The 17,508-nt window shown below is 43.4% G+C and carries 17 protein-coding genes; 5 read left to right on the top strand and 12 right to left on the bottom strand.

Annotated features, from left to right (window positions below; all coding sequences use genetic code 11):
- The first annotated feature begins 134 nt into the window (after positions 1-134).
- Entirely contained in the window at positions 135-428 is a 294-nt protein-coding gene (gene hpf, locus E5331_RS06715) for a ribosome hibernation-promoting factor, HPF/YfiA family (RefSeq protein WP_123483579.1), read from the top strand.
- 204 nt (positions 429-632) lie between these two features.
- Complete coding sequence (gene mltG / locus E5331_RS06710) at positions 633-1,811, top strand: endolytic transglycosylase MltG (RefSeq protein ID WP_123483580.1); 1,179 nt, start codon at positions 633-635, stop codon at positions 1,809-1,811.
- 64 nt (positions 1,812-1,875) lie between these two features.
- Here the strand turns inward: mltG and E5331_RS06705 are convergent, their stop codons facing one another.
- The 12 genes from E5331_RS06705 to E5331_RS20955 all read right to left on the bottom strand — a co-directional run bounded on the left by E5331_RS06705 (position 1,876) and on the right by E5331_RS20955 (position 13,385).
- Complete coding sequence (locus E5331_RS06705; RefSeq protein ID WP_123483581.1) at positions 1,876-2,784, bottom strand: tetratricopeptide repeat protein; 909 nt, start codon at positions 2,782-2,784, stop codon at positions 1,876-1,878.
- 60 nt (positions 2,785-2,844) lie between these two features.
- Positions 2,845-4,371 (bottom strand): tetratricopeptide repeat protein, encoded by a 1,527-nt coding sequence (locus E5331_RS06700; RefSeq protein ID WP_123483582.1) that lies wholly within the window; start codon positions 4,369-4,371, stop codon positions 2,845-2,847.
- Positions 4,372-4,382: 11 nt separating this feature from the next.
- A complete protein-coding gene (locus E5331_RS06695) occupies positions 4,383-5,030 on the bottom strand; it encodes a hypothetical protein (protein WP_123483583.1) in 648 nt (215 codons plus the stop codon).
- Between the two features lie 184 nt (positions 5,031-5,214).
- On the bottom strand, positions 5,215-6,156 hold the full coding sequence (locus tag E5331_RS06690) for a tetratricopeptide repeat protein (protein ID WP_123483584.1): 942 nt from the start codon (positions 6,154-6,156) through the stop codon (positions 5,215-5,217).
- Between the two features lie 35 nt (positions 6,157-6,191).
- Positions 6,192-7,067 (bottom strand): tetratricopeptide repeat protein, encoded by an 876-nt coding sequence (locus tag E5331_RS06685; protein WP_135984150.1) that lies wholly within the window; start codon positions 7,065-7,067, stop codon positions 6,192-6,194.
- A gap of 27 nt (positions 7,068-7,094) precedes the next feature.
- Complete coding sequence (locus E5331_RS06680) at positions 7,095-8,984, bottom strand: serine/threonine-protein kinase (protein ID WP_135984148.1); 1,890 nt, start codon at positions 8,982-8,984, stop codon at positions 7,095-7,097.
- 1 nt (position 8,985) lies between these two features.
- Positions 8,986-9,906 (bottom strand): PP2C family protein-serine/threonine phosphatase, encoded by a 921-nt coding sequence (locus tag E5331_RS06675; protein ID WP_123484734.1) that lies wholly within the window; start codon positions 9,904-9,906, stop codon positions 8,986-8,988.
- On the bottom strand, positions 9,903-10,679 hold the full coding sequence (locus E5331_RS06670) for an FHA domain-containing protein (protein WP_123484733.1): 777 nt from the start codon (positions 10,677-10,679) through the stop codon (positions 9,903-9,905). The genes E5331_RS06675 and E5331_RS06670 overlap by 4 nt, the downstream gene beginning before the upstream one ends.
- Positions 10,680-10,682: 3 nt before the next feature.
- On the bottom strand, positions 10,683-11,501 hold the full coding sequence (locus tag E5331_RS06665) for a hypothetical protein (protein ID WP_123484732.1): 819 nt from the start codon (positions 11,499-11,501) through the stop codon (positions 10,683-10,685).
- A 123-nt stretch (positions 11,502-11,624) separates the two neighbouring features.
- Positions 11,625-12,347 (bottom strand): caspase family protein, encoded by a 723-nt coding sequence (locus E5331_RS06660; RefSeq protein ID WP_123484731.1) that lies wholly within the window; start codon positions 12,345-12,347, stop codon positions 11,625-11,627.
- Positions 12,348-12,358: 11 nt separating this feature from the next.
- Positions 12,359-13,003, bottom strand: a complete 645-nt coding sequence (locus tag E5331_RS06655; protein ID WP_123484730.1) for an FHA domain-containing protein — start codon at positions 13,001-13,003, stop codon at positions 12,359-12,361.
- Between the two features lie 4 nt (positions 13,004-13,007).
- Positions 13,008-13,385, bottom strand: a complete 378-nt coding sequence (locus tag E5331_RS20955; RefSeq protein ID WP_123484729.1) for a LytTR family transcriptional regulator DNA-binding domain-containing protein — start codon at positions 13,383-13,385, stop codon at positions 13,008-13,010.
- A 583-nt stretch (positions 13,386-13,968) separates the two neighbouring features.
- Between E5331_RS20955 and E5331_RS06645 the strand changes: the two genes are divergently transcribed.
- From E5331_RS06645 to E5331_RS06635, 3 genes are all read left to right on the top strand, one after another.
- A complete protein-coding gene (locus E5331_RS06645; RefSeq protein WP_123484728.1) occupies positions 13,969-15,183 on the top strand; it encodes a DUF4421 domain-containing protein in 1,215 nt (404 codons plus the stop codon).
- 177 nt (positions 15,184-15,360) lie between these two features.
- Positions 15,361-16,590, top strand: coding sequence for a sugar MFS transporter (locus tag E5331_RS06640; protein ID WP_123484727.1), 1,230 nt, complete (start codon positions 15,361-15,363; stop codon positions 16,588-16,590).
- Between the two features lie 50 nt (positions 16,591-16,640).
- Positions 16,641-17,507: a PfkB family carbohydrate kinase gene (locus E5331_RS06635; protein WP_420813760.1), complete on the top strand. Its 867-nt coding sequence runs from the start codon at positions 16,641-16,643 to the stop codon at positions 17,505-17,507.
- Position 17,508 lies beyond the last annotated feature (1 nt).

Raw genomic sequence — 17,508 nt, 5'->3', positions numbered from 1 at the left:
CCCAAAATAATCCTTTCATTCAGTTTTATTGTTTATCTTTGTAAACGAAGAACTCACTCTCCGGTCTCGAAAATCCAACACCCTATGCCGTCTTTTCACGGCATAACGAAACAATAACCATAAAAATTAAAGTTATGGACGTAAAGATTAAAGCGATTCATTTCGACATCTCAGAGAAACTTGTTGCTTTCGTCAACAAAAAGATTGATAAGATCACACGCCGTTTTGAGGCTATCAACGATGTAGACGTCACTCTGACTCTCGTAAAACCTGAGACCGCTATGAACAAAGAAGCCGGTATCAAGCTCCATATCCCCGGCAGTGCGGATCTATTCGCATCCAAGACAGCCGACACTTTCGAAGAGGCTGTTGATCTTGCTCTTGACGCTCTCGAGCCTCAGCTCGAGAAGATAAAAGCCAAGAAATAAGGCACATCTTCTCCGCAATCAACCCTTCGATGGGGATTCGCAACGACCGAAATTCTCCGGCGGCTAACGCAGCAAATTCAATCATCGACATATCCCCTACTGCAATGACGGGTTGACCACTCTTTTCATACTAAAAATCTGACACGTGGCACGCTTCATCTGTGAAGAGAGCCACGTGATTTATCTGTATATATCCCCAGAATTATGGAAGAAAACACACCTCCTGTCCCCGAAAAAGACCACATCCCCGCTCAAGGGGACACAACACCGGCTCAGGAAAATATACCACCAACTCAGGAAAATATTCTGCAAACCTCGGAAAATGTACCGCCGGTTCCGGGAAACGATATACCCAAGCCGCAAAACAAGAAGAGATCGATAAGGATAGCCACGATATTCATAATTCTTTCCGTGGTCGTGGCGGTCATACTGATGTGTCTGCCACTACTCATTGAGAAGGCAGCAAAAGACGCTCTGATAAAGATTCCCCACCATGCCACCAGAGAGATGGTGCAAGACTCTATCTCTAAATATCTTGACGATGACTATGCCGAGAAAGTGATGAGAGTGGCAAAGCTGAGAGGTTCTGATTTCGGAGAGCGTCACGGCGCGTATCTCATTGAGCAAGGCATGTCGCCCCTACAAGCGGAGCACAGGCTCTCACATGGAGCACAGCAACCACTCACCGTCACAATCAACCATTTCCGCACCAAGGAGAATCTTGCAAAGAAAGTGGCGGCAAAACTCGACTTCACATCCGACCAACTCCTGAAGACTCTCAACGATGAGAAGTTGCTCTCCGAATACGGACTCACGAAAGAGCAGGCACTATCCCTGTTCCTTGAAGACTCCTACGAGTTTTACTGGACAGCATCCCCCGAGGCATTCATCTCCAAGATAGGCGACAACTATAAGAAAATATGGAATGAGGAGCGCACGGCAAAGGCGAAGGAATTAGGGTTATCCCCCGCCGAAGTGATGACAATAGCATCAATCGTCGATGAGGAGACTAATAAACTCGACGAGAAGGATGAGATCGGACGTCTATACATCAACCGCTACAAGAAGGGTATAAAACTACAGGCGGATCCCACCGTGAAATACGCCATAGGCAACTTCGCATTACGCCGCATACTAAGCGGACATCTGAAGACACGCTCACCTTACAACACGTATCTCAACACCGGACTTCCTCCCGGTCCGATACGCACTACCAGCGTAGCCACAATCGACCAAATCCTCAACTCGCAACCCTCCGACCACATCTACATGTGCGCGAAAGAGGACTTCTCCGGACGCCATAACTTCGCCTCCACATATCAGGAGCACCTCGCCAACGCCCGCCGCTACCAGGCAGCCCTCAACAAACGCGGCATCCGCTGAAATCAAAAAAACTCCCCCGCCACACAATATGATGCGACGGGGGAGGTATAACATGCAACCGATATCAATACGAAATATCCCTAATTGTATACCAATATTGTTTTATCTCATTTTCAAAACAGTTGATCTCAATAATTCCTGAATAATTATACTGAGCGGCGGCCTGCACCCATTGCTTACCAATATTTGGATGATTGTTTGTTTTTATCAATGATGCCCCATATACATAAGCTGCCAATGGAACCTTACCCGTCTTCGCTGCATCTTCCGATAATATCAAAGCATTAGTATAATCTTGTTTATCAAAATAAATTTTTGAAAGGATAGCATTAGTTACATGTGAGTCATAGTCATTCTTAGAATTCGTTTCGGTCGCCATTTTTAAGAACTCTTTTGCATTCCTGACATTCCCTAACTTATAATAGCTGGCTGCAACTACATTCATTAAAAATGAATCCTTAGGGAACCTTCCGTTTTTAAGACCTTCTGCCATGTGATCAATCGCCTCCTTATAGTCTCCGACAAGGAAACACAAGGGACCATAGTTAGACATTACCACCGCATACAACTGTTTTCGACCGGCACCTTCTTCCATATTAAAAAATGTATTTATTGCCATAGCCGTCCATCTTAACGCTTCAGAATAATTACCCTTACCACTACCATCATAATCACCGTGAGCATACATATGGATCAGAGGTTCATAAGCCTCCGATATTCCTCCCTGCACTGCTTTCTTTAACAGCGGAAGTGCTTCTACATAGTTTTTATTATTGTATGCCAGAATACCTTTCTCGAAAGCTTGTCTTGGAGTTAAATTTTGCAATGAAACTACTGTTGCCGCAAATTTATTATTACGTTCATGCACTTTAATCCTATTATTCATTTTTTCAATGAATTCTTCGGACAAATATCTTGGTGCAGAAATCGATATTGTTATATATAATGACAAGATAATTGTTATAAAATTCATAATCTAAATTTATTTATGGCTATATGATAAATTTATTTGTAAGAGACCCATATTCTATTATTATACCAATTTCAAAATCTCGCTTACATGGTTTTTGCAATCGGTCTTCAATATCTCTTCCGCTTTAACAGAATCTTTCTCAAGACCACCCCAACCGTTTTCATAACAAGATGCATAACGTTTGGCCGCATTCTCATTCAATTGGCCCTGAGCATTTGCCTTTTCATATAAAGCCACAGCCTTTTGATAACTCTGCTCAACTCCACGCCCCTCAAAATACATATCGGCCAAAGCGCACTCTGCTGCACCATAACCCATATCCGCAGCCTTAGTCATGTAGGCCACTGCTACTTTCATATCTTTATTGACTCCTTTCCCTGCCTCATACAACGCACCAAGCAAATACATAGCCAGAGCATTAGTTTTTGATACATCATCAAGCAGCTTTATCCCTTTCTTAATATTATGTTTCGCATAATTCGGATTTGCAATTACAGCGGCCTCCATCACTTTACCATCGGCAATCTTAGCCTTCTCCACTATCTTAAATTCTTTTAAGGCTGTTTCAAAATCTTTATTTGTATATGCCTTGACTCCCTTTAAATAAGCGACAAAAGGAGAACCTGAAATGGAATCCACAATAAGTTGTCGGAATGCTCTGGAATAGCCTTTCTGTAAAGATTCCGCATACCAATATAATGCCTGATCAAAATTTATATCCGTACCAATACCCTCACGATAGCATTGCGCTAATTTCCACTGAGCATTCGGCACACCTTTTCCGGCAGCTGACTTATACCACTTTATTGCTTGCTCTGCATTTCTTGTCAGACCTTCTCCATCCATATAGCAATTGCCGATATAGTACATTGCCTGAGGGAAACCTGCTTCAGCCGTCTTTAAAAGGTAATTTGCACCTTCTTTCTTAGCTGCCTTAACACCAAGACCCTCAACAAGCATCTTGCCATAATAGAACGTGCTTGAAATATCCCCACTGGAAGCTCCCTTCTTAAACCATTGGAAAGCTTCTCTTGATCTTTTACCATTAAGTAATAACAAGCCAAGATCACGTTGTGCTGTGACACAATTCCTATTAGCTGCATTTGTAAGATACTGCTCTGCCTTATCCAGATCTTTTGCTACGCCAAAACCATTTTGAAAACATGAAGCAATAAGCATATTGCTGAAGACATTTCCCTTTTCGGCAAGATTCACATTTTGATTAAAAAGAGCCTTATTTCCATCTTTTATCGAACGCTGATAAAGCTTGACAGCACGGAGAGAATCAGCACCTACGCCATGACCTGTCTGATAACACAAACCCATATTGCCGATTGCCTCTACATTCCCTTGTTTAGCAGACTTTGACCACCATTGCAACGCCTCCTCATAATTCTGCCTAACGTGACGTCCGCGATAATACCATCCCCCCACTTCATTTTGAGCGACGGCATCTCCCTTCTTGGCAAGAGCCATTATGTTCTTGATACTATCTGTTGCTTCCTCAATTGTCTGCTGTGCATAGACATCAATCAAACAGAAAGCCAATGATATCGCAATTCCTAAGACATATAATCGTTTACGCATACTTTCTAAATTTAAATATTCAATATATCATCCAATACATCAGGTACTGACAAATCATCTCCTACTGCAAGATCATCATCTCCTGACCAAAACAATTCTTCGGAATAATCAACCAATTCTTCACAATCGTCAGGACCGACATATATTTCCTTTCCATCTATCTCTACGCAATCAATCTCAATAGTGGGGTCAATCTCATCCGGTGTATCTATGTTCGCAATCAGGTTATCCACCGATTCGGGATTCTCCCTGTTTTCCGCAGTTATCGGCTGGGGTTCAATGGATGAGGCAAGGGTTGAATGGTGTGTACCTTGCGCCGTATCATTTGTCTGAATTTCGGCAACATTAGCAACAGGCACTTCCTCCACATCCACTATCATGATGTCATTCGGGTCAAAATCAGTAACAGTAGTCTCAACCACCTCCCCGATGTCTCCACCGGAAAAAGTCGGCGATGTGCTTGTCACATCTCCGATAGCTGTATCAGAATCTTCCGTAATATTGATTGCCTGTACCGCCATCGTTCCGACAACACCAAGACCTGCGGTACCGGCAAAACATGCCGTTTTACCGACAATTTTCTTCGCTTTGGCACACATCTTTGATTCACTGCCCGATTCTCCGTTTTCAGGAGTGGCATTAAGTCTTTGGGTATCCATTATATTTGTTATTAAGTTGTTTCTGCCACGAAGTTATCACTCTACTTCCAAGATATCAAACTTTTCAAAATATCTTGTACGAACCTCATCGGTTCTTGTATGAATATTTGTCAAGAAGTCAGCCGCCCACCAATATTTCGCTCATCAATATGTATTGGACAGATCTCTTTCTTCATCAGTTCCCTTAGAGACGTTTCAATATTGATATGGCATCCTCACTTCCATTTTCCGCAGCCAGTTGAAACCATTTGCGAGCCTCTTCAGATTGATTCTGCTTAAAATAATAGACCCCTACATTATATTGCGCACCAGAATGTCCTTGCTGCGCGGCCAGCTTAAACCAATCAAACGCTTTTCTTTCATCTTTTTCCAATCCTATTGAACCTCGCGAATAAAAGAGACCAAGATTAAATTGAGCCACACTATAACCACTCTCGGCCGCCCGTCTAATCCAATATCCGGCCTTCTTATGATTTATATCCACACCTTTTCCGTAAGTATACATATAGCCGACATGACTCTGACATTCAATATCTCCCTTCTCAGCCGCTTCTTTATACCAATAGAAAGCATGTTCATAATCCTTGATTTGGTAATAAGTATCAGCAAGTCTATGCATCGCTCTGACATCACCTTTCTCAATGGCCTTTTCATACCACGAGATAGCAATTAACGGTTCATCATGCCTATACCAGTTTCCCAATATAAATTGAGATTCAGTGTCATCTTTATTTGCGGCATCTGTCATCCATCGGAGAGACTCCTCGGTATTATGTTCCATATCTTGATAATATACCGCTAATCCCCTCGATGCCTTCGCACTTCCAAGCTCTACCGCTTTTTCATACCAATATTTTGCCTTCATATCTTTCCGTACCATGTAAAAATCCCCCAGATTAAGACATGCCTCGACATTCCCAACTTCTGCCGCTCTCATCCACCATTTCAAAGCATCATCTTCATCTCCGTTTTTCATAAAGAACCACCCCATCGACACCTGTGCCGCAATATCTCCTTTATTGGCCTTCTTAAACACACTTATCGGAAACGGCATCTTTTCCGCAAAGGAGACAATTGAAATAACTGAAAATACCATGAAGTATATAACACGAAAATTTATCCTCATAATTTATTCTCAAACTTTGATCATTCCATATATTTTCAAAATAAAAGTTCCAATTGCTCACGTGCATTCTTATCGCCCGCTTCCGCTGCTTTCTGATACCATTCTTTTGCTTTCTGCTTATCGATTTCTGTACCCACTCCGTTATAATAGCATTCCGCCAGAGTATATGCGGCACCGTCAATAGCACCGGTCAAAGCAGCCTTACGTATTTTTTTAAAACCGCCTAACTCATTTTTAAGTATGCCTTTACCATAAGCCATACAGTAACCTAATACAAAAGTACCCTGAAGGTTACCTTCCATATCCGCCTTGGTCGCTAATTCCACTGCCTTATCGTATTCTTCCAGTCCTAAATATAGATATGATGCCCAGCCGATAACGGGTATGTAATCCGGATAATCCGTCATTATCCTTTCAATCCATTCAATAGATTCGGTTATTTCTCCTTTTGTCATGTATGTAGACGCTATAAGTATGCCTATATTACCGTATATACCAGCATTTTCCTCATCTACCTCTACTGCATTATATGAAAAAACAAAATATGGCAAAGCCTTCTCCAGCATTTCTTCACTCTCTATCCCAAATTCCATCAGATAGGAATAACCCATAATACCTGCCGAAAATGAATTGCCTAATTCATACCCTTTTTGACCCCACTTACGAGCGGCAACATAATCAACCGGCACACCTATTCCAAAAAGATACATTCCTGCAAGTTTACCACAACAATATTTGTCGCCGAGGTCAGCACCCATTTTAAATGCCTTCAATGCATCTGAATACCTTTCTTCTTCATACGCTCTTTCTCCTTCTTCGAAATATCGGTCAGCATACTGACCAAATATGGAAGTATTGCCAAAAGTAAAAATTATTATTAAAATTATTTTCTTTATTACATTATTATTCATAGGTTCCACTTGTTTTTATAGTCAATTTTACTCATCAAGAACTTCAAGCAACTCCTGACATTGCTTTACGTTAACCCCCGATTCAATGCTCATTTTTAAATATTCACGTGCACCGGAAATATCTCCTGACTTAAGTTGCTGACGGGCATAATGATAATATGCAGGTATATAATTTTCATGTACCGCAAGTTTGAGCAACATACCAGCCCCTTTAAACGGATCCTTTATGGCTTCCTCCAATCTTGACGCTTGACTTTTGGAATTGTCTTCGTTATAAGGTTGAGAATTATCTGGCGATGGTGCGGGAGTATGTCCGGTTGAAACAATCCTCTCTCTATCTTTCTTATTTATTTCATGAATAAGATTCCGGGAAACCTCAACATCGGTCTTCGCATTTATTGCTTTGTCCGCCCAATATCTTGCTTTCTCATAATCCTCTCTCTTAAAATATAGTTTAGCCAAAGGATAGAATGTACGTACCTCTCCATCTTCCGCAAATCGACGTAATTCTCCAAAATTATTCCGATGAATGGCATCGAGAACTCCATCCTCAGTCTCTGGAATAATATCGGACACACCATTATCTGTGTTATGATTATCTGCAGGCTGCTTAGTCTCTTTCAAACCATTGATTTTTTCAATAAGCAGAGTAGCTTCTATTGAATCCCCCGGACACGCCAATGCCTTTATCGCAAATTTGGATGCCTCTTCATAATTCAAACTGTCAACCATACATCTTGCGTATGGTAAGAATGCTCTTACTGAATCCTTATTGGCGAATCTCAATAATTCCGCACAGTTATTTGTCTCTATAGCCAATGTCAACAATTCCTCCTGTGTACGGCTCTGACGATTTGCAAGCCAGACCAATCCCACTGTCAAAGCAATTCCTCCTGCCACTAAAATTGCGGTCAGGGAATATTTTGAGATTCTATGAAAAACAAACTTCTTACCACGCTTATGACGAGCCAACAGACGCGTCACGTTACCCTCGTGATTTTCTGAAGAAATATCAACGCCAAGATTTTTCGCAAGGAGCTCAACCGAGGATGTACGATCCACCTTATCCTTGCGCATCCCTGATATGATAGCATTCACTATATGGGCGGGGATATCTTCCCCGAGCATCCCGGTTATCACTGTTGCCGAAATCTCAGAGGATTTTACGGGCTGTTTCCCTGTCAGCAGATACAGCAGCGTCGCACAGAGGGCATACACATCTGCCTGTGGAGTAAATTCATACAGTCCCAGATATTGCTCCGGAGGAGAAAATCCCTCACTGCATCCCGCGTTAGTCAGTTGGGAGGTTGCGTTCCCTTTCTTATCATAATGCTTAGACTGTCCGAAGTCTATGAGAACAGGACGCAAGGAATCGTTATCCTCCACCGTGAGGATTATGTTCTCATGCTTGATGTCAAGATGCGTCAGCATGTGCCCATGAATCACTGAGACCGCCTGCAAAACCGGACGCATCACACTCAATGCTTCTTCCACCGTGAGAGGCTTTCCTCCATTATTCTTAACATATTGACGGAGGTTGCACCCATCAATATACTCCATAGCATAATACGCCGTGTTGTTGGTTCTGAACACTTCCCCGACTGACACAATATTGGGGTGAGAGATATTCTCCCGGTTCAATCTCCTTGCCTCAGTTATGAAGTCATGCAGCCCGGTTTCCATGGTCTGTGCGTTTGTTTTCAGATACGACATAGTGTCGCCATCCCCGCGTTCACAGAGTTTATCCGGGAAATACTCCTTCAACGCGAAGATAAGACCGTCAGACTGCCGTATGACCTTATATGTAATACCGAAGCCACCGGCTCCAAGAACTCTTGATACAACATACCGAGCCGTGGAGGAAACGACGACTGTCCCCTCAGACAATGCTCCGGATATCTTCTTCGCGTCGCCCATATCAGCTGAACAGATCTTTAAAGAATCTTATGATTTTTTGTCCAGTAGTCTCGACAGACGGGATAACCTCTATCGCAGTCATATTTAAACTGCCGAGAGGAGCCGTATCCACCACATTCACATCGTAATCCTTCTTATAAGAAACGCTACCACGCGAGGCTGTATCCTCAACGCGCCCTATCCCTATGAGATATGCCGTATTGTTGTCGGGACTTCCGAAACTTTTATCTGCGATAAGCCGGATCTTATCCTTATCGCTTTCATCTGATGACAAAAGTGAAAACAATTCCCCGTCATCAATCATATTCAGGACACCGTCAGTACAAAGGAAAAAATAATCCCCCTCTTCCACATCCTCAATCTGTAACGTAGTGGCGGCAGGTCTCTCCAGTCCTTTCTCAACGTGTCTGATACACCGCGTAATGACATTGCTTCTCGAATGACCAATGGCTTCCTCCGGTGTCAGATTGCCGGAATGCACCAACTCGTTGACCAACGAGTGATCCTCACTCTGATACAGGATGCCGACCCCGGGCCGTATATGATAAATCCGGCTATCGCCCATGTGGGCACAGAATACACCTCCCGCATGAAAGCAAACGAATGTCATTGTCGTCGCCATTGCCTGCGTCTCCTTGGAAATCTGTTTAGACAGCGATGAGAAGGCATGGTCGAGCACCTTACGGAAGTCCTCATAGGTAAAGATATCCGACAAATCAATCCCAGACATACAGTCACCTATAGCGTCGGCCACCGTGCGGCTTGCCACCTCCCCTTTATCCTGTCCCCCAACACCGTCGCAAACTACAAAAAAACGGTCTGACCCACAAGGGACATCACTGTCTGGGAAACGCGCATCCTCCTGATTCGCACGCTTTCCTATCTGACAGAATGAATATGGTTGTTTTAATTGAATCTTCATCTTACATCTTTGTCAAATCTGAATCTGGTCTGTCCCATTATGATACCGTCTCCGAAATTCAAGGAAACCGATTCTCCCTCCAGTAGCGGATTATTGTTATGTAGAACCGGATTTGTAGCTTTAAGTACATTCAGTTTGAATGAGTAACCCCTGTCTGTCCTTTTGACCTCTATCTCTACTGACCGGCGCGATATGCTTGAATCATTTCTAATAGCGATGTCTGACTTTTCCACCTCATCATACCTTCCAATCACATTCTTCCCATCCTGAAGAGGAAATTCCTTATTCAACCATCCTCTGCGCAACAATATGAGTTTCCCTTTGAACATCTGAAGTTGTTCTGTAATTATTATCTCCTCCGTATTTTTCCTCACATCAACACCACATTTTCCCTTACAGGATGGACATGGGATAGCACGATGTCCGGGTTTTTCGGTCACAAATCCAAATTCCATCTTCTTGCAGTGAGGACATGTTATCTTATATGTGATCCCCACTATGAAATCATCATGAAGTTCTATGACCGGAAGTGAAGAATTATCGGCGACAACCGGAGTCGGGGAAGGTGCGGCTGATTGTAAAGGTTCTGAAGACTGCGTAGGAGAATCAGACGATGTCAAAACGTCCATCCCTTTGAGACGCAGCTGTTTATCCGCACCACAATAAGGACATCTCACGCCATAAACGCCTGATAATGCAGGGCGTGAAAGTCTTATCTTCTTCCTACACTCCGGATTAAGGCAATTGAATACAATATAATCTACCGTTCCCATAAATCAGTAGATAATGTCTTGAACAATGGTATCCGCTCCAAATTCATCTGTAATTTCATGCCCGTTATGTGCGAGATATTTGTCATCTCCTGTTATAGCAAGTTCCACATCATCGACAGTGATCACATCAGAGACTTCGCCCATCACATTTCCATTATAATCTGTAACGAGATCAAAGACATCATCGCCATCAACATCGACCATCACGAGCCGATTTCCAGCGACATCCTGAAAAGCCGCTGTCGTATAACTTTCCCCCTCCACAGTATATACTCTATTTATCTCACTAAAATTTATCACATCATTCATATCTATATCGTCGGGATCAATCCGGTCTTCAGCAATAATTGCATCTGCTACTTCATCAGAATCTAATGTTTCTTTTCCAGAGACGGGAGATTCTGCAATTTCATTCTCTACAGGAACAGCCGGGTCAATTTCCATTACCTCCGAAACACTATTCCCGTTTTGCTGTGATGTGATAGGTTCTTCTTCAGGTATAACTTCCATACCGGAAGAGGAAGGATGAGCTGACGATATACCGGAAGATACGGAAGAGCAGGATGATGAAGTGACATCGGCGTTTCCGGCACCTGACACATCTTGTACTGACGCGCCACAATTTTCGCTTTGGGAATTAGTTTGTTCAATCCCCGTATCTTCATTTTCGCCATTATCCCCTCCAAATTCTGATATTATTTTCGAACTTGCCACCCCCGTCATGACAGCTGCGGCAGACGTTGTCGCATAGGTAGCAAATTTTTTCTTGCTTTCACCGGAATTACCTTTTGCCGGCGGATTAATTGTGGTTGTTACACTCATAATGTCTATTTGTTTAGTGACACAAAGTTAACAGTATGATTCATACCAAAACAAATTTTTCAAAATATATCGTGTGAACCTTGCGGGTTCGTGTACGAATTGACGATTCTAAAAACATCAACCTTACCATTTACTTATTACGATGTCATGCAGGCTGGAGGGTGCTATCAGCTGAGGATGCTGTTCCCCCTTGCTGCGTCTTAACACATCTCCATACATATATTTGAAAAGTTCAATAACCGTTATCTGCCTGTTATTATCCTTATCAGCTTTCCCCCTTAGACCTTTCAGTAAAGCTTGCGTAAAGAAACCGGCACCTATAAAAGGACTTTCAACGGAATACTCATCCGACCGACAGGAAACAAAGAAAATCTGACCCTTGGCACCCTTTACGGTTTTCTTCCAACCGTCGTCTGTCGCATTTTTTGCCATGGAACCGGCATAACACGCATCTATAAAGCAAATCTTTTCACTTGCCTCAGAACCTGATAAGATTGAAATCAAGTCATCGTATGAGATTGCTTTATCATAACCGCAGATTGCACCAGGCATTCCATGTCCGCTAAAAAAGAATATCACACGATCCCCTTTTTCTGCTCGATTGCATATAGCTCTGAGTTTTTCAAGCACATTTTCACGCGTCACATTCTTACTGGTGAGCAATGTTATATCCTTTGTTTGAGTCTCCATAACCTCCTTAAAACGTTTTGCATCCTTGGTGGTCTGATTTAGATTAATATCCTCGTTACCATAATTGGATACCCCCGTTGCTAAAACGAAAGTTCTGGCTTCTACATTCCCCAAGGAAATAATCATGAATAAAAGGGATAATACTATTTCTTTCATACTTAATATAATTATTTAGCCTTACATCGTGAACACTGTCCAAGTTCAATATCAAATTCAGATATCGGGCGACCACACTTAGGACACAGAAGAATACGCTCTTTTTTCTTCCGTAAATCCTTTAATCGTTTGGTGTCTCCACTAAATATAAGCCCGACTACAACAGGAGCACTTGCAATCAATATATACCTCGTATTGGGATCTATATTAATACCCTTAATTGATCCTATTACAGCACATAGTCCAATCACTGCCAATCCGGATAGTTTCGATATCCATCCGGTTATCTCAATTTTCTTCTCTTGTTTCATCTCTTTATCCTTCTGATGCTTTAGAAGTTTACGAAGTTGCTTAAATTCATAGACATACGAATCATCCTGAGCAAATGCACGATGAGCCGCAAACACAAAGCTATTTGCACCCCCATTCCCAAGTCGGATTATATCAGACTCTTGAATTTGTTTGGCAAAGACTCTATGAAATTCACCATTTTCATCCCTGACAAATGTACCATTTGAAGATTTCAAATCCTCCAGTTTCCATCTGCCATTATCTAAAATGGATATCTTTACATGCTGTCCACTAACAGCATCCCTATCAGAAGGGATTTTAACGGGAGATCCGACATACCTGCCAATAATTACTTCAGAAGCCATATCATTATGTTTTTTTCTTATTCAAGTAAAATTCATTTATCCTTTCCTTATAATCTTTTAGAAGTGGTTTCGGCACATTTAAAGAATAAGAATGTACGCCACAATCAGAAAGAATTAGTTTCTGTTTGAGCACGCTTATCTCTGACAAGAATGTTTGATTTATAATCAAACTTCTTCCCAATCGAATAAAAGGAGATAGTCTTTCCTTTGGCCAAGTCATGCGTATCAATTCCTCGATCTTAGAAATTCCAAGAGTTATCAGATGAGTTTCTCCGTCCATATATTTTAGATGAGTATAATTGCCATTTGCTTGAAAATAAGCAATTTTTTCCAAATTTATTATAAGCAATTCATCCCTTGTGTTAAGACATAATTTATACATTCTAAACAGTGATTTAATTGATTCTCTAAATAAGAGATCTGGATAATTTATATATACCTAAAAATCACTCATATACATATCTGATATTTTTACATTTGCTAAACAAGTTAATCTAAAACGACTTGCAAATGTATTTTTATTTGATTTTTTATTATCAGAAAACTGTGATTTTCAAATATTATTTATAAATTTGCATTTAAATAAGTATCTCTTATTTAGAGATATGGATAATTCCTAAACTTAATTTGCCATTTAATGCTTATAATATTTCCCAAATTATAAAGTTGACTCACACATTTATATTTTTACTGAAGTTTCGCAAGCTGCACTTCAGTAGTTTACAGTTTATAGTTTAAGGTTTAAGATTCACGGAAATCCATGAATCTTTTCATTATAAAAAATTTAATAATAATAAACCATAAACTTTAAACCATAAACTATTTAAGTGAAGCAAGTTTGCAAACTTGCTTCACTTAAATAGTTTTATTGCAGTAAATAATTACAATCAAAGTTTCATAATGATAGAATCAGTTTTTTATTTAACCAATTTTGATTAATTTTGTGGAAAATTACAGTTCGCGAAATGAACATACGTTTCACACTACTGATTTTTATCGCTTTCTTTTCGACGGCAATGCCTCTCTTCGGACGTGGCAATGCCGCCGATCACGCTGTTTACGGGAATGTTTACGCTACTGGCAAGGATCCGGACCTCATCGACATAAGTTATTCTTGTGCCGCGCCGACTCCACAAATTTCCGACCTAAAACCTCTGCCTGATGCAAAGCCGGGGGGCACCTGGTGGTGGGATCTCGCGAAACGTGGCAAACTCAACATGCAGGACACCACCGTAAGATACCCCCGCTTCCTCAAATTCTGCGTCGATGTCTACAACTGGGGCGACCGATTCTTCAATTCATACGACCCGGCATACGTGGTCGGTACCGGTAAACGCTGGAAAGTCAGAGTGCTCAACGACAACTGGGTCGACAGCTATGCCATGACCCTGCCTGGAAAGATGAGGACAAAGATGCTAAGCAATCTTTATTCCAATATAGGCGGATACATACAGTATATGGCGGTGAGCGTCGGTGCCACCTACGACTTGGCAAAATTTTTCAGCAACGACCCAATCCAACATAAGAAATGGGAATTCGGCTTCAACTGCGCCCTGTTTAACGCCGAGATACATTATCAGGAGAACACCGGAGGCACTTTTCTACGACAGTTCGGCAAATATCATGACGGACATTTAATCAAAGAGAGATTCCCCGGCGTAGAACTTTATAATTTCGGAATCGAGGCTTATTATTTCTTCAACAACAAACGGTATTCGCATGGTGCCACCTATAACTTCTCCAAGATACAAAAGAGAAGCCAGGGATCGTTCATGGCGGGGTTCAACTACAACAACCTCAAGATCGGATTCAACTTCAAGGAATTGCCAGAGAATCTCCTGCCCTATCTCACAATTCCGGCATCATACTATCTATTCCATTACAAATCTTATTGCGCCCTATTCGGATATGGCTACAATTGGGTGATAAAACCGAAACTTCTTTTCAACCTCACCGCAATGCCCTCGATTGGATTGAGCCATTGCTACGAGGATTCTCTTGAAGGGGAGAAATTCATGTTTGCGATGAACATCAACGCCCGTATGTCGCTTACGTACAATCTCGGGAATTTCTTCTTCAGCCTTATCGGGAAGATGAACGGACACTGGTACAAGAGCGGCACGTATTCCCTCTTCAGCTCTGTCGAAAACTTCTCCGCCAACATCGGATTCCGTTTCTGACACCCATTTTACGGTCTATAAATCGTTTTTTAGCCCTCAATCCGCATGGTTTAGCCCCTGTCATGACGATTATTTCGCAATAATTGATTATTTTTGCAGAACCTAACAGATGGTACCCTTTCAAAAAGGAGTTTCAGACAACTTCAACAGTCGGACACCATCAATCCACAACCAGACATGACAAAACAAGTTTCTACTTACGCCCGCCGACAGGGCGAAGGCAACAGGTATCTCCTACCGTTCATTCTCATCACCTCACTATTCTTCATGTGGGGTTTTGCCCGCTCCATCCTTGACGTGCTCAACAAGCATTTCCAGGAATCGATGGAAATCTCAGTGCTCCATTCCACCATGATTCAGGCCACCACCTACGTGGCGTATGCCCTCATGGCACTCCCCGCCGGAATCTTCATAACGCGCTATGGCTATAGGCGTGGCGTGGTGTTCGGGCTTCTCTTATTCGGGTTCGGCGCACTCGCCTTCATTCCCGGCGATGCCATCGGATCATTCGGCATATTCCTTGCCGCTCTCTTCGTGATCGGCTGCGGTCTGGCGGTGCTGGAGACTGCCGCCAACCCCTACGCCGCTAAATTAGGCGCACCGGAGAAGGCTGCAAGCCGGCTCAACTTCGCCCAGTCGTTCAACGGACTCGGCTGCATACTCGGTCCGGTGCTCGTGGGCGGATTCCTATTCTCCGACGAAAACAGTTCGGTAGCCGTCCCCTACGCCGCGATGGGATGCGTGGTGCTACTCGTCGCCCTTCTCTTCTCCCGCGTGCAACTCCCCGAAATCGGTGACTCCGACAACGATTCAGATAACGTCACCAGCCACAACACCTCTCTCGGCAAGACAATAAGCAGCCTATGGTCATCCCCAAGATTCAGATATGGCGTCATAGCCCTTTTCTGCTATGAGATAGCCGAGATAGCCATCAACAGCCTCTTCATCAACTACGTCACCTCCGACGGATGGATGGATAAGATGACCGCCACATGGGTGCTCTCCTTCGGTGCGCTCGGGCTCTTCCTTCTTGCCCGTATCACCGGAAGCGCGATAATGAACTATGTGCGTGCAGAGAAAGTGCTCCTCATCTGTGCTGTCATGACCGTTGTCGGCGCGCTCCTCGTCACTCTGAACATCGGCACCCTGTCGCGTGCCGGACTCTTCATCTGCTACGCATTCGAGGCGATAATGTTCCCGACGATATTCGCCATCACCATCAGCGGCTGCGGATCATCCACAAAGATAGCATCCTCATTCCTAATGATGACCCCTCTCGGCGGAGCGGTCGGCACGTTCCTAATGGGATGGGTGGCGGCACAGACCGACATGTCTACCTCCTTCATCGTCCCGACGATAGCCTATTGCGCCGTGCTCCTATACGCAATGAGGCAAGTAAAGAGATAACCACACATATACAAGCCTCTCTCCTGCTCAGATAACTAAAAAAGAATATGATTCCTGAAATATGTTGCATAGGGCACATTACCCTCGACAAGATAATAACACCACGTCTTGAAACCTATATGCCGGGAGGCACAGCCTTCTACGTGGCTCACGCACTCGCCAACCTTGACCACACCGGATTCCGGTTGCTCACCTCCGTCGGTCCCACGGAAATGGGAGCCGTGGAGGATATACGCAAGCGCGGCATCGAAGTAGACGTCATTCCCAGCCGTAAGTCGGTGTTTTTCGAAAATAAATATGGCGACAATCCCAACGACCGCACACAGCGCGTTCTCGCCAAGGCAGACCCCTTCACTGTAGACAACCTGAAGGATGTAGAAGCCAAGATATTCCACCTCGGCACTCTCCTTGCCGACGATTTCTCACTCGACGCACTGAAATTGCTCTCGTCAAAAGGTATAGTCTCGGTCGATGCGCAGGGTTATCTCCGCGAGGTCCGTGGGGAGCAGGTGCATCCCGTGGATTGGGCAGACAAGACAGAGGCTCTAAAATATATCGATATTCTGAAGGCGAATGAGAAGGAGATGGAGACGCTGACCGGCACCACGGACCCACGCGAAGCGGCACGTCGGCTTGCCGCATGGGGATGCCGCGAGGTTCTGCTGACGCTTGGCGACAGAGGTTCGCTGATATATACCGACGGCAAATTCTACGACATTCCCGCCTACCCCACGACCGACGTGGTTGACGCGACAGGTTGTGGCGACACCTACATGGCAGGCTATCTCTACAGCCGGAGCCGTGGTGCCGACTACGTTGAGGCAGGTAAATTCGCCGCCGCCATGTGTACAATCAAACTCGCCCACACCGGACCCTTCAACGGCACCGAAGCCGACATCCGCCATCTCATCGGCTAAA

The organism is Lepagella muris (assembly GCF_004793975.1).
GTDB classification, from domain to species: Bacteria; Bacteroidota; Bacteroidia; order Bacteroidales; family Muribaculaceae; genus Lepagella; species Lepagella muris.
Note: the sequence above shows the minus strand (reverse complement) of the source record. Positions and strands in the feature narration are given on the sequence as shown.